We start from the raw sequence: 13,149 nt of genomic DNA, 5'->3' as shown, positions 1-13,149 counted from the left end.
ATCCAAAATTGTCGCCATCGCATCTTAGAAGGTTTGCGACAATTCACAAGGAACGAAAATCTTAAAAATTGTCAGAGGATAAAGCAGTACAATTGATCGAGTCTTATCAAAGCTCGACATGCGGCGCGATCCCCTTTTCTACAAACTGTTTCAGCAATCTCCAGTCCTTTTATTTGAGTTGCTTGAGACTCGACCCACGAATGCAGCAGAGTATCGATTTGATTCTGTTGCAGTCAAAGAGCCGAAATTTGAAATTGATGGCGTATTTCTGCCGCCTGAATCTGATGAATCTGGCATTGTCTATTTCTGCGAAATTCAATTCCAGAAAGACGAGAAACTCTATGAACGCCTATTTAGCGAATCGTCGCTGTATTTTTATCAAAACAGTTCTCGCTTCTCAGATTGGCAAGCGGTGGTGATTTATCCCTCACGAAGTTTAGAGCAAAGCAAGCAGTATCCTCACCGTTCCCTCTTAAACGGCGAGCAAGTTCATCGCATTTACCTTGATGAATTAGGCGATGTGCAATCTTTGCCGCTGCTCGTTGCCGCCTTGGTTCTGACGATCAAACCAGAAGCCGAAGCTCCTCAATTTGCTCGAAACTTATTAGTTCGAGCCGAGCAAGAACCACTAACGCTGAGCGAGAGAAACGACATAATAGATATCGTGACCGCGATCATGGTTTACAAGTTTTCAACCTTAAGTCGAGCAGAGGTCAGAGCAATGATCGGAATCAATTTATCTGAAGAACCCCGTGCGATTCGAGAAGCGAAAGAAGAAGGGCGCGAAGAGCAGACGATCGCGCTTGTTTCCCGACAATTAACCCGACGACTCCAGCAAGAGCTTCCTGAATCAGTTCGCTCTCAACTCACAACGCTCCCGCTCCCCATTCTTGAAGACCTGAGTGAAGCCTTACTCGATTTCACAAGCTTGGCAGATTTAGAGAATTGGCTCTCAGAACATTGCGCCTAGTGCCGAATTGGAGCAGTAGACCATTTCTCCCCCTGCACGATCGTATGCACTTGCCATTCACTCAAAGTATCGGGAAAGTCCGATCGATAATGTCCGCCCCGACTTTCCGTTCTCAAGTGGGCACTTTTCAAAATCAAATGCGCGACATCGAGTAAGTTGTATAACTCTCCCCAATCCCGCAATTCTGATGCTGAAACCTGGAGTTTCACTGCCTGTTGCGGTTTGAGATGGATTAAGACTTGACTCAGCGGAAGCTGCAAAAAGTCATGCTGCCAGAGTTCGATTTGAGCGATCGCGCTTTCTAAAGTCTTCTGGTCTCGCGAAATGCCTGCACTCTGCCACACTAATCGCGGCAAGGCAGCCCGAAGTTGCTCGATCGAGGTAAATTCTACATCTGCGATCGAGTCGATCTCTGCAACGGTCTGGGCTGAGATTGGTTCGAGTTGGAGCGATCGAAATTGTGCGCCAAACACCAAACACTCTAGCAGCGAATTACTGGCTAAACGATTCGCGCCATGAACTCCAGTACTGGCAGTTTCACCCACTGCATATAAATTCTCGATCGAGGTTCGATTCTCCACATCCGTCCCAATGCCGCCCATCCAATAATGCGCCGCCGGAGCAACCGGAATCGGTTCTTTGAAAACATCTACCCCCCATTTTTGGCAGACTTGAATGATATTTGGAAAGCGATGCTGAATCGTTTCAACGGGAATGGGACGCAAATCGAGAAATACATTGGCACTCGCCGGATCAGATTCCGTTTTCTGAATGTGATTAAAAATCGCCCGGCTCACCACATCGCGCGGCGCTAATTCCCCGGCTGGATGGTAATCAAACGCAAATCGATGTCCTGTTCGATCGACTAAATGCGCTCCTTCGCCTCGCACCGCTTCGCTAATCAAAAATCTTGGTGCGCCTGGTTTCGTCAAAGCCGTCGGATGAAATTGCACAAATTCTAGATCGCGCAGCAGCGCTCCGGCTCGATGCGCGATAGCCACTCCATCGCCTGTACTGACTGCCGGATTTGTCGTCTGAGCAAAAACCTGTCCACCTCCGCCTGTTGCCAAAATCACAGCCTGAGCGCGAATCCAATGCACTTGTGAATGGTGAATCAAGCAAACGCCCTGACAGCGATTTTGCTCATCCAACCAAATATCTAAAACAAACGTTTGATCCAAGGTCTGAATATTTTCGCGTTCCAGCACTCGCTCTGCCAAAACGCTCACCACCGCACGACCCGTTGTATCTGCGGCATGTAGCACTCGCCGTCGAGAATGTGCCGCCTCTAACGTCAGCGCCAACTGATTGTGATGTCGATCGAATGCCACCCCCAAATCCACCAAATTGTGAATACAGTCTGCTGCGTGCTCCACCAGAAACGTCACGGCATCGACATCACACAGCCCTGCCCCTGCCGAGAGCGTATCCGCAATGTGCAAATCGGTTGAATCTTGAGGATCGATCACCGCCGCAATGCCGCCTTGTGCCCAATCACTCGCCGAGCGTGCTACCGAATCTTTGGTAATCAGCCCCACCCGATATTGAGACGGCAAACAGAGCGCCGTATATAAACCAGCCGCCCCCGCTCCAACCACCAGCACATCATACGCAGACTGCAACATACGCTTCCTATATAAAAAAATCGCTCCCACAGACATTGAATTCTGTAGAGAGCGTCGAGTTGACAAGTTTCTCGATCGTCAATTAGCGATAAATGCCATTGTTATAGCGATCGCCGCCTTCAACGAGTTCTTTAGACACTTCGGTCACAACGAAATTATCCAAATTCGATTGCAGCACTTCTTTCTGCTTGTCGTTCAGTCCTGGAATATCCAAAACATCTTCCACAGATTCATACGGCGCATATTTAATAATCAATCCCGCCAAAGTCGGATATAGCCCTGGCAATTCGCGGAAAGCCCGAACGTTTGTATTGTTCAGGTCAAGTTTCTTACCGAATTCGGTTGCCATCTTATCTTCGACCACATTGCGGTACTCAGCCGCCAACACGGTGACTCCATTCAAGTTTGCTGCGACTGCCGCTTGGGAAAACCAGCCCAGACAGCCCACCACCAAACTCACCATCGCCAAAACGCGAATCAAACGTTTCATTGTTAATCCCTCCCAACTGGATCGAGCAAACGCAATACACAGCTTTTATTAGAGCCTATCATTTTGCGACCGCGATTGAGAATCTTTTAGATGAGGTGGGAAGTCCCCTACTCCCCACTCCCCACTCTCCCCAAAAGCAAATTAACTTACCGCAGGGTTTTGAATGAGTGTGTCAAAATGATGATTTAGTTCCAAATCGGGTGACTTTGTGATTGAGGTAGAAGTCCATCAACAACTCCGCGCCTTTCTCAGAGAACAAGGCGAATTGTACTGGTCGCACCATTTGACGATGGCGCGTCTGGTCGCGCGGGCGCTTCGGATTGGACGGAGTGCCTTGATTCAAACCGGGACACCGGGTGATCTTCAGGGACGGTATCGCCTCAGTTATCTTGTGCCCTTGCTGATGTGGCAAGAACCAGTGGTTCTGGTCGTGCCGGAAGCGATTCAGCAACGGATTTTAAGAGTCGAGATTCCCCGATTGCGGCAGTGGATTGAGTATCCCAAACCGATTCAAACGGGCGATCGCTGGCCGGCTCCCGATTACAAAGGCATTTTGATTACAACGCCTGAAGCTTGGTTGAGCGATCGCTTAAATTCCGAGGGCAGATTTCCGACTGGAATTCCGACAATTATTGACGGAGTGGATGATCTCGAATCTTGGACGCGCGATCTGTTAACCGTGCAACTCGATTCAGCCGATTGGGAAGCGCTGATGCTGGCTTGTCCAGCGCAAGCCGATTTGATTCGAGATTCTCGGATTCAACTGATTCGAGCAATTTTTCAACATCCTGCTAATCCTTACGAATGCTATTTGATTGAGCAAGCTGAACGCGATATTTTACTCGAACTCAAATTTTACTTAACTGAGACATTGCCGCCAAATTGGGCGCATTTTTTTGAGCAGTTACAGCAAAACGATCGCTTAGTTTGGGTGACGATTTTACGGCAAGCTGGACAGTTTTCGCTGCATTGCACTCCGGTGAAGATTGCTTCGTTTCTAGAGCCGATTTGGACACAGCAGCCGACGGTTCTGATCGGGGGCGCGTTGGATCTCGATACAGATGCAGAGATTTATCGATCAAATGTGGGCTTAGATGACGATTTGACCTGTTTGAAATTCGCCCTCGATCGCCAAGAAGATCTGATTCAGCTTTATCAGCCCGAAGGAATTCCGCTGCCTAATACGCCTCAGTTTCAAGGAGCGTTGCTGAAAGAATTGCGATCGTTGCTGAGTCTGTCCGCCTCGGTTCAGCGATTAACCGTGATTTTGGTCGGGGATACGCCGCTGCGATCGCAAGTGGGATCAATTTTGGCGGCTGAGTTTGGGTCGAGAGTGCAAGTTGAGCGCACATGTTTGGAAGAAAACGGGATTTTAGTCACAGGTTGGGAGTTTTGGCGAGAGCATCAGGGAGTTTTGCCTGCACCATATGTGTTCGCGATCGCGACTTTACCGATTCCTTCGCTCGAACATCCGCTGGTTGCAGGTCGCGTTGCCTATTACAAACAGCATCGTCAAGATTGGTTTCGGCTGTATCTCCTACCAGAAGCGCTAAGTGAGCTACAGCGATCGATTGCTCCGGTGCGAGAATGTCAAGGGTTTGTCGCAATCTTAGATAGCCGCGTTTTACACCGAAGCTATGGTGCTCAAGTTTTGACCGCACTCAGCCCATTTGCGCGGATTTCTTATTTGGATTCGAGCTTGTTCAACCCTGTAGACGAATAAGCATTCGCGATATGATCAGAATCAATACACTCAAACATTTTTTTCAACCTTATGGGAGAAGCAAAACGTCGTAAAGAAGCGCTGGGTGAAGAGTATGGCAAAGAGCAAAAGATTGCTCCCTGGCTGCCAGTCACAAAGACTCAAACCCAAAAATTTATGAATTGGACAACGACGGGGGCATGGACTGGAATTATCCTGCTCGTTGTGGCGTGGCTCGTGATTCGATTTGTCGGTCCGGCAGCAGGCTGGTGGGCCGTGAATTAAGTTAAGAGAATTGACTTTGAAAGGGGATCAAGTTGATCCCCTTTTTTGTTGTGATCGCTTTCTAGCGCTATACAATTCATCCAGCAATCGTTTTATCCGAATTCAGATCACCAGCCATTGAGCCTCGTTGAACAGAAAGTGATCCAAGTCTTTGGGCGCAAAGTAATCTCATAGCTGCATAGTAGCTTTTAGACATCGTTGGCAATGCTTACCTTGAACTGATTCTGGGAATATTGAAACTGCTCGGCTCAGTCTCCATTCAGTCTACTAGTCAACTGTGTCTATCACCAAGATTCAATGAACTCTATCGCAGCCCCTAAGCCCTCTGCATTCATTTATCGACTAGTCGGAACCGCATTAGTCTACTACATTACAGCCAAATTGGGGCAATATCTCGCCATTCCACCTGGCTTTATTACGCCTGTTTACGCCCCCTCTGGCATTGCCGTTGCAGTGCTGTTGTGCTGGGGGGATCAGCTTGCAGTCGGGATATGGATTGCTGCATTAATCGCAGCAGCGTGGCCTCTGTGGGTGAATACGGGCAATGGGGCAATGTCGATGGTGTCAGGATTAGGCATTGCAACGGGTTCTGTTTTGCAAGCATTAGTAGGAGCATGGTTACTTCGCCGCTGGGTTGGAGCAGACCTATTGTTTCAAAAAGCTCAGAACGTCTTCAAGTTTGCGGGAATTGAACTATTCAGCTGCATGATTAGCCCCACCCTTGGAGCCGGAACGATGCTCTTGTGTGGACTCATTTCACCGAATAACTTTCTCAATAGCTGGATCACATTCTGGCTTGGAGACTACATTGGAGTCTTGGTGATTGCGCCGCTCCTCATTTTGATGTGGCTCGATCGCATTGCAACCTGGCAATGGTTAGGACAAACTTTCAAATCAGCTCAAAAGAATGCATTGGATATTGCATCTATTGCTCGCCTGCTGGTGCACCCAGATCATTCTCCTGAAACTTCTCGACAATTTAAGCAGTTGCGAGAAGTTGGGATTTGGTTAGTGCTGATCTCGATCGTCGGGATTATTGCTTTTGGTATGGCATATCCGATCGAGTATATGGTCGTTCCCTTACTGGTTTGGGCAGCACTACGATTTGGGCAGCGGTTCACAAATTACTCGATTCTCCTAGTTGCTGGACTTGCACTCGCAGGAACAATTCACGGAACTAGTTCTTTTAATCGCAGCACGCTGAACGAAACATTGTTGTTGCTGCAAGCCTTTATTGGTGCAATCACCTTGATGATGCTAGTGCTCTCTGCTGTGATCATAGAACGAGAACAAGCAAAAACTAGCCTTGAACAAGCAAATGCCGACCTCGAATCTAAAATTGAGGCTCGAACAGCAGAACTACAATTAGCAAAACATTATCTCGAAGAGCAAGTCCAAGAACGTACAGCCAGTCTGAGCCAAGCATTAGCCGAACTGACTCATACGCACGAAAGTCTCAAGCAAGCTCAATTACAACTTGTGCAGACTGAGAAGATGTCTTCTCTCGGTCAATTGGTCGCTGGAGTCGCCCACGAGATTAATAATCCGATTGGTTTCATCTTCGGCAACATTACTTACACGACCGCTTATACACAAGATTTACTCGATCTGTTGGAGCTTTACCAGACGACTTATGATCAACCGACACCCGCGATTCAAGCCAAACTTGAAGAGGTCGATCTAGAATTTCTCAAAGCTGATCTCCCCAAAACGTTCTCATCAATGCGAGCTGGGGCAGACCGAGTTAAGCAGATTGTTCTGTCTTTGCGTAACTTCTCCCGTTTAGACGAAGCAGCTTTCAAACCCGCTAATATTCATGAAGGCATCGATAATGCGCTCGTCATTCTAGACCATCAATTAAAAGCAACAAATCATCGCTCTGCGATTCAAGTCGTCAAGACTTACGGACAGATTCCCCTCATCGAGTGCTATGTCGGTCAACTCAACCAGGTCTTCATGAATATCTTGGTCAACGCGATCGAAGCAATTGCACCTGATAAGCAAGCAACTCGCACCAACACATCTTGTCATGCACTCGCAGCACGGACAGACAGACCAGGCACGAAGCTATTCGATATACTCCAGACTTATTCTGTTCCAACCATTCACATCGATACGGAACTGCAAGAACAGTCTGTTGTCATTCGCATCGCTGATAACGGACCAGGGATGACAGAAGAAACCCTCAAAAATATCTTTAATCCATTTTTCACGACTAAACCTGTGGGTCAAGGCACTGGCTTAGGTCTATCGATTAGCTATCAAATCATTACCGAACGGCATCAGGGCACTTTGCAATGCCATTCGGTGCTGGATTATGGGACAGAATTTATCATTCAGATTCCGCGCTAAAGTTCTACACAGCCGAATTTAATACTTCCGCTCTTGTGGCTCGAATTGATTAATCACCACGGGTAGATAGTTAATATCAATGCCTGCTGCTGAATAGTAAGCTAATGTGTGTTTGAGGAATGCAGCATCGTCTCGCTGCTGATAGTCTTCGCGGAAATGGGAGCCTCGGCTCTCTTTGCGATTGATCGCCGAGAACAGAATCATCTCACCGACGACAAAGAGCGATCGCAGTTCCAACGCTTCGATCAATTCCGTGTTCCAGCTTGTTCCCCGATCGTCGAGGCGAATCTGACTATACTTTTGCTGCAATTCCCGCAGTTGGAGTAATCCAGCTTGCATGACTTCATCAGTCCGGAACACACCGCAATGCTCGGTCATACAGTCTTGATAAGCTTGGCGAATTTCGTGAATCCGGTACTGTCCAGATTGATTAAATAAGCCTTGAATTTGGGCTTTTGCTTCTGTGATATAGCGATCGGCATTCAGATCCGGAGCTTTCCGACCTTGGACAAATTTCGCGATCGAGGCTCCGGTTCGCCGCCCATACACGACGCATTCTAACAGCGAGTTACTGCCTAATCGATTCGCCCCATGCACCGAGACGCAAGACGTTTCGCCTGCTGCAAAAAATCCATCGACTAGCTCGTCGGCACTCGCTCGAACTCGTCCATCTGTATTGACGGGAATACCGCCCATGCAATAATGCACCGTTGGGCGAACTGGCATTGGCTCCGTCACCGCATCGACCCCGACTAAGCGATGGGCTTCTTCCCAGCAGAAGGGGACGCGACTCATGATTTTCTCTTTGCCCATATGTCGCAAATCGAGATAAACATAAGCTCCACCCGGACTTCCATCGGGTTTAACGCCACGTCCGGCTCGCACCTCAGACACGATCGCACGGGAGGTAATATCGCGTGGGGCAAGTTCCATCCGACTCGGCGCATAGTTTGCCATAAAGCGATCGCCATCGCTGTTAATCAGATAGGCCCCTTCACCCCGAACAGCTTCAGAAATTAACACCCCAACCGGATACAAACCCGTCGGATGAAACTGAACAAATTCCATGTCTTCGAGCGGCAATCCTGCCATCGCAGTCATCGCTAACCCGTCACCTGTCGAAGCGTAATCGTTAGACGTGGTGTTGTAAACCCGTCCATAGCCTCCCGTTGCAAACATCACGGCTTTGGCGCGAACGACTTCGATATGTCCGCTGAGCAAGTGATACATCACCACCCCTTTCGCCTGACCGTCTTCTAAGATCAGACGCATCACATACCATTCTTCGTAGATCTTGACTCCGTACTTCATCAAGTTACAAATCAATTCATGCAAAATCGCATGTCCTGTTTTATCGGCTGCGTAACAGGTGCGATTGTGAGAATGTCCGCCGAATGCGCGTTGAGCAATTCGACCATCCGCCAGTCGCGAGAACAGCACGCCCATATGCTCTAGATCGATCACGACATCTGGAGCTTCCTGCGTCAAAATTGCGACTGCATCCTGGTCAGCTAAATAGTCCGAGCCTTTAACAGTATCAAAGGCATGTGCTTCCCAGGAGTCAGTATCATCGACGTTTTTAAGAGACGCTGCCATGCCACCTTGTGCGGCAACCGAGTGCGATCGAATCGGGTGGGTTTTGGCAACAACGGCGATGCTGAGACTAGGATTGGTGCGGACAATTTCCAGCGCTGCACGTGATCCAGCCAGCCCGCCCCCAACAATAATGACATCGTGATCAATCATGGGTCACATTCGGAAAATTCGGCATTTCTCATTGTGACTCGAATTTTGGGTTCTGCTATTTTTTAAGGGTTCTTTTTACAATCCAAGCAGCGATTAAAAGCACGATCGCACTCAGTCCGACAGGCAAAACCCAATTCGTCTGTGGGGTGGTTTGAATCGGAGTTGCAGCGACAGGGCTAGATTGCGGTGCAGTTCCAGCTTGAACTGTCACCTCGTAAGCAAATTGAAATTCATTAAAGTCGTCTGCTTGCTTAGGAGTGCCGCTGATTTCCAGGGTATAAATTCCCGCTTTTGGAAACGTAATGTCTGCACCTGGAATGCCTTGATATTGCTCGGCTGAAATAGCTTTTAATTGCGGTTGTTTGAGGATTGTATTCTTAGAGATCACTTTGAGTTGACAGTTACAGCGATCGAGCGGAATGATTTCTCCACCCGCTTTAGTCAGTGCAAACCAAGCTTGTGAAACTTCACCGACTTTTGGATTATGGTTTGGCTCGATGTGAAAAGTCGCAGCAACATTGCCAGAAGTTTTAATATTATGAGCAATTAAATTATCGTTTAGATGCAGCATAGAACTTTTCTAAAGAGAAGAGCGACCAAAAAATTTGTAGTCGAATCAATAAGACTGTAATCACAAGAAAGATTAAAATTCCGACTCGGAAGCGATGAATAAAATCAGAGTTAATTTCACCCAGGTAATTCGATCCCGTAAGGCTTGTGTGAATCACAGCGAGAATTAAGACAGGAATGCTAACGAGATGAATCTTTCGCCATGCCGTGCCTAATTTAGCAACAGCAAAATCGAAACTTGTCAACGCTAGGGGAGTCATTAATCCCAATGCAATTATCCCTGCCCACATTCCAATTTGTTGATTGGGAAGCAGAAATGCGATCGCATAAATATTCCAGTTAAACGTGTGATCCAAAAAATGTCCCATATGAGCACAGGACAGCACAAATGCGCCCACGCCTAACGCCCGCCGATACCGCAACGGAGCCGCCCAAATCCGACTAATCGGTCGCGCAATCAGCGCGAGCATTAAACAAATTAAAGCAGCATGTCCGGTGTAGTCCACCATATCGCTACTTCTAAACAAGGTCAAAAGACCGATCGTCAAAGTTACCCAACCCGCTAGTTTGAACAGTTGACTTCGGCGATCGCGACTCAATGCCCCCGCAAATAATCCAGTGCTAATCATCATTGGCGCAGTTCCTCCGCCAAATGCCAGCATCGTCAGTGCGCCTTGTAAGGCATTGCCAGTTTCTGCGGCTTTAATCTGTGCCGCATAGAGAAATCCGCAGGGAATCAGCCCCCAAACTAGACCAAGGATTGCCGGAGTCCACCATTTTCGCGATCGTGAAAAGTCGCCCAAGCGTTGACTCAAGCGATCGTGCAATTTTCCCTGAATGGGATGCAGAATCGGAACTTGCGGCAGCCAAGTTGGATTGATATTCGCAAGACCAAACCAAATGAGCAGTAATCCGGTTACGATCGCGAGTCCTCGTCTCAAGGCACTATCAATCCCAGCCAGTTGTCCACCCGCGATCAGCACCGATCCAAGCGCCCCGATCGCGGCTCCGACTAGGGTGTAGCTCATCACCCGTCCAGCATTCAAGAGAAGATTGAATCTCAATTGCGCAAAGCGAGAAGTGCGATCGTTCGACAGCGAGAATGCAACGGTAAGCGGACTACACATGCCCAGACAATGCCCGAAGCTGCCCAAAAACCCAACACTAGCCATTAACAAGAGATCTAACATCCTCCAATGCTATCGCGATTTGAAATCGGGTTGGGTACTTGTGTTTTGGATTTTAGCGTTTGGAGCGAGGGGATATTACAGGTGTAGGTTTGTGATGAAGAGGCCAGTGCAGACTGATCTGGCTCGATAATGAAGGTCGTCCATCTTGGAGCGAAGGACGCTACGAGGCTCCTCCTTGAAACAATGGGACTGCATCCCAACAAGACCGTGAAGCAACTGCCGCATGGGGAGTGGCTATCGCAATCGCAGGTTGGTGCTCGTGGGTTTAATTAATTTGGATTCAGGCGTTTCATCACCCAGCTACTTAATCCACTAATTAATGCGCCTGCCATCAAAATTCCTAACGCAGGTTGAACCACTGGAGTCCAGAGTGAAAGCCAAAGATTCAGCCCCAAAGGAAACTTTGCCGCATTGCCAATGAGCGCGATCGCAAACCAGCCAAAACACAGCAGCACAAAAAATAAATTCAGCATCAAGGCTGTATTCAGCCACTTAAAAACCGTTTCTTTCATCACCCAACACAATGCATCAGCGATTCTAACCCTAACAAAAATCGGGTTGAAACTGAAGACAGCACAACCCGATCGCACATTAAAAAAGTCAATACATTAGAGTTCATGAACCGATGGGAAATCCTTCTCGCGTGAAATTTGCAGATTCTCAGGATCGACGTAATGGCATACCGCATCATTCAAACAAATTACCGCCCAACCCGACTGGTGCATTTCCACTAATTGATATCCCGAAGCATGTTGTACGAAATAGCCTTTGTGATTGCGCGTTCCAGGTTTGACACCGACTCGATCGATAGACATGGTAATCCGCTCCTTAAGCTACAAGAAAATCGTCGATCGACACCCTAAAAAGCAATGAGAAAACGTGAGTTTAGTCTGCTAAACTAAACTCGCACACTGCGAAATAAAGCACGCAAGTTAATCTTTGACTTGCTCTCTGAAGTGACGAAAAGACTGTAAAAGACGAGGTATTTAACCTAGTCTTCAAATACTATCACTGTCTTTCTAAGTTTTCTATTAACTTATTTATGTTTGTATTACAACGATTAAAGTAATCTGTAGATTTTCAACTCAAAAATGCAACGATTTCGTCGCATTTATTCTGATGTTTGTAAATGCTCATTTACGAGCGCACAATTTCAATAAAAAAGAGCCAGAATTCACGTCTGACTCTACAAGAATGTGAAGAAAATTGAAGTAAATTAAGACTCAAATAGCCAGGCTTTGACGCGTTCCATACTTTTCCAACCTGGTTTTCTGGTCAATCCATCTTCAATATTTTGCTGAACTTCTTCGCGCAATTCTTCTACAGCAAAAACCAATTGCTGCGCCATTTCAACATGAGGTCTCACCCCAGGTTTAGACAAGTCCAACATTGCTAAGACTAAATTAATTCGAGCTTGAGCATCTTGTGGCACAAGTTTCACCGCTTTTTGCGCCGCAGGGAACGCTAAAGCGGGTTTATCTGCCAAAAGATAGAGCCATGCCAAGCAAGTCCAAGCTGCGCCCGTTTTACGAGAGCGATCGCAGATTTCTTTAAATACGGGAATCAACGTTTCAGGAGATTCCCCCGCTTTGTAGCGCTCTAATCCTTCATCGAAAAGGGTTTCAACCGTTTGAGTCATGACAATTTACAACCAATAACAAAGTGGTTAGCAGCATTGCCACTAACCCCTAAGATCTAACAATTTATTAGTTTAAGCTGAGAATGATTTGCCGCAACCACAAGTTTGGTCAGCGTTGGGATTCGTAAATTGGAAGCCACCCCCAATCAAGGCAGTGCTGTAATCCAATTGCAATCCATATAAATAGAGCAGACTTTTTGGATCACAGACGACTTTAAAGCCATCGTAATCGTAAACGTGATCGTCGTCTCGAATATTGCTGGGATCTTCAAAGTCCATTGTGTAGGACATGCCAGAACAGCCACCGCCCCGCACACCTACGCGCAGGCAAAGATCTTTTCCTTGCTGTTCTCGAAGCATGAGGACATGTTTAAGTGCGGCATCGGTCATCAGAATGCCGCGTTGGGGAGTTTTGGTTTCAGTTGCTTGTGTCATGAGAAATGCGATCGCTCCTGTAGAAAGGTGGAGAGGTGAAGTCCTTTGACCATTTACTTTCATCTTAGCAACTCTATGCCCGACGCGCCTTGGCAATAAACATTGCGGAACCTTAAGCGAATCGGTGCTGAGACAAGAGGAACAG

The 13,149-nt window shown here is 47.5% G+C and carries 13 protein-coding genes; 4 read left to right on the top strand and 9 right to left on the bottom strand.

Annotated features, from left to right (window positions below; all coding sequences use genetic code 11):
• Positions 1 to 118 precede the first annotated feature (118 nt).
• A complete protein-coding gene (locus OU814_RS07935) occupies positions 119 to 970 on the top strand; it encodes an Rpn family recombination-promoting nuclease/putative transposase (RefSeq protein ID WP_268181734.1) in 852 nt (283 codons plus the stop codon).
• Here OU814_RS07935 and nadB read toward each other — a convergent pair.
• Together nadB and psbU are read right to left on the bottom strand one after the other, a co-directional pair.
• Positions 967 to 2,595, bottom strand: coding sequence for an L-aspartate oxidase (nadB, locus tag OU814_RS07930; RefSeq protein ID WP_017289465.1), 1,629 nt, complete (start codon positions 2,593 to 2,595; stop codon positions 967 to 969). The genes OU814_RS07935 and nadB overlap by 4 nt on opposite strands.
• A gap of 82 nt (positions 2,596 to 2,677) precedes the next feature.
• The gene (psbU, locus tag OU814_RS07925; protein WP_017289466.1) at positions 2,678 to 3,085 is read right to left on the bottom strand and encodes a photosystem II complex extrinsic protein PsbU; all 408 of its coding nucleotides are present in this window, start codon (positions 3,083 to 3,085) and stop codon (positions 2,678 to 2,680) included.
• Between the two features lie 208 nt (positions 3,086 to 3,293).
• Here psbU and OU814_RS07920 point away from each other — a divergent pair, with 208 nt between their 5' ends.
• The 3 genes from OU814_RS07920 (at position 3,294) to OU814_RS07910 (ending at position 7,424) form a co-directional block, all read left to right on the top strand.
• Entirely contained in the window at positions 3,294 to 4,808 is a 1,515-nt protein-coding gene (locus tag OU814_RS07920; protein ID WP_017289468.1) for a hypothetical protein, read from the top strand.
• Positions 4,809 to 4,859: 51 nt separating this feature from the next.
• Positions 4,860 to 5,072, top strand: coding sequence for a DUF2839 domain-containing protein (locus OU814_RS07915; RefSeq protein WP_017289469.1), 213 nt, complete (start codon positions 4,860 to 4,862; stop codon positions 5,070 to 5,072).
• 297 nt (positions 5,073 to 5,369) lie between these two features.
• A complete protein-coding gene (locus OU814_RS07910) occupies positions 5,370 to 7,424 on the top strand; it encodes an MASE1 domain-containing protein (RefSeq protein WP_268181731.1) in 2,055 nt (684 codons plus the stop codon).
• Between the two features lie 18 nt (positions 7,425 to 7,442).
• On the opposite strand, the gene OU814_RS07905 is transcribed toward OU814_RS07910, so the two are convergent.
• From OU814_RS07905 to OU814_RS07875, 7 genes are all read right to left on the bottom strand, one after another.
• On the bottom strand, positions 7,443 to 9,170 hold the full coding sequence (locus OU814_RS07905) for a succinate dehydrogenase/fumarate reductase flavoprotein subunit (protein WP_268181729.1): 1,728 nt from the start codon (positions 9,168 to 9,170) through the stop codon (positions 7,443 to 7,445).
• 55 nt (positions 9,171 to 9,225) lie between these two features.
• A complete protein-coding gene (locus OU814_RS07900) occupies positions 9,226 to 9,741 on the bottom strand; it encodes a hypothetical protein (protein WP_190651199.1) in 516 nt (171 codons plus the stop codon).
• Positions 9,722 to 10,930 carry an urease accessory protein UreH domain-containing protein gene (locus OU814_RS07895; protein ID WP_268181726.1) on the bottom strand — a complete coding sequence of 403 codons (1,209 nt, stop codon included), beginning with the start codon at positions 10,928 to 10,930 and terminating at the stop codon, positions 9,722 to 9,724. The genes OU814_RS07900 and OU814_RS07895 overlap by 20 nt, the downstream gene beginning before the upstream one ends.
• A 269-nt stretch (positions 10,931 to 11,199) precedes the next feature.
• A complete protein-coding gene (locus OU814_RS07890) occupies positions 11,200 to 11,442 on the bottom strand; it encodes a hypothetical protein (RefSeq protein WP_017289475.1) in 243 nt (80 codons plus the stop codon).
• Positions 11,443 to 11,538: 96 nt separating this feature from the next.
• Positions 11,539 to 11,745 (bottom strand): hypothetical protein, encoded by a 207-nt coding sequence (locus OU814_RS07885; RefSeq protein ID WP_017289476.1) that lies wholly within the window; start codon positions 11,743 to 11,745, stop codon positions 11,539 to 11,541.
• 401 nt (positions 11,746 to 12,146) lie between these two features.
• Complete coding sequence (locus OU814_RS07880; RefSeq protein WP_017289477.1) at positions 12,147 to 12,569, bottom strand: tetratricopeptide repeat protein; 423 nt, start codon at positions 12,567 to 12,569, stop codon at positions 12,147 to 12,149.
• A 72-nt stretch (positions 12,570 to 12,641) separates the two neighbouring features.
• A complete protein-coding gene (locus OU814_RS07875; RefSeq protein WP_268181722.1) occupies positions 12,642 to 13,004 on the bottom strand; it encodes a HesB/IscA family protein in 363 nt (120 codons plus the stop codon).
• Between the last annotated feature and the right edge of the window lie 145 nt (positions 13,005 to 13,149).

It is taken from the genome of Leptolyngbya sp. GGD, assembly GCF_026735145.1.
GTDB classification, from domain to species: domain Bacteria; phylum Cyanobacteriota; class Cyanobacteriia; order Leptolyngbyales; family Leptolyngbyaceae; genus Leptolyngbya; species Leptolyngbya boryana.
Note: the sequence above shows the minus strand (reverse complement) of the source record. Positions and strands in the feature narration are given on the sequence as shown.

Coding starts and splice junctions, on each gene's coding strand:
- OU814_RS07890 (WP_017289475.1), bottom strand. CDS start 11,442: ATGAAAGAAACGGTTTTTAAGTGGCTGAATACAGCCTTGATGCTGAAT.
- OU814_RS07915 (WP_017289469.1), top strand. CDS start 4,860: ATGGGAGAAGCAAAACGTCGTAAAGAAGCGCTGGGTGAAGAGTATGGC.
- OU814_RS07885 (WP_017289476.1), bottom strand. CDS start 11,745: ATGTCTATCGATCGAGTCGGTGTCAAACCTGGAACGCGCAATCACAAA.
- OU814_RS07875 (WP_268181722.1), bottom strand. CDS start 13,004: ATGACACAAGCAACTGAAACCAAAACTCCCCAACGCGGCATTCTGATG.
- OU814_RS07900 (WP_190651199.1), bottom strand. CDS start 9,741: ATGCTGCATCTAAACGATAATTTAATTGCTCATAATATTAAAACTTCT.
- nadB (WP_017289465.1), bottom strand. CDS start 2,595: ATGTTGCAGTCTGCGTATGATGTGCTGGTGGTTGGAGCGGGGGCGGCT.
- OU814_RS07895 (WP_268181726.1), bottom strand. CDS start 10,930: ATGTTAGATCTCTTGTTAATGGCTAGTGTTGGGTTTTTGGGCAGCTTC.
- OU814_RS07935 (WP_268181734.1), top strand. CDS start 119: ATGCGGCGCGATCCCCTTTTCTACAAACTGTTTCAGCAATCTCCAGTC.
- OU814_RS07910 (WP_268181731.1), top strand. CDS start 5,370: ATGAACTCTATCGCAGCCCCTAAGCCCTCTGCATTCATTTATCGACTA.
- OU814_RS07905 (WP_268181729.1), bottom strand. CDS start 9,170: ATGATTGATCACGATGTCATTATTGTTGGGGGCGGGCTGGCTGGATCA.
- psbU (WP_017289466.1), bottom strand. CDS start 3,085: ATGAAACGTTTGATTCGCGTTTTGGCGATGGTGAGTTTGGTGGTGGGC.
- OU814_RS07880 (WP_017289477.1), bottom strand. CDS start 12,569: ATGACTCAAACGGTTGAAACCCTTTTCGATGAAGGATTAGAGCGCTAC.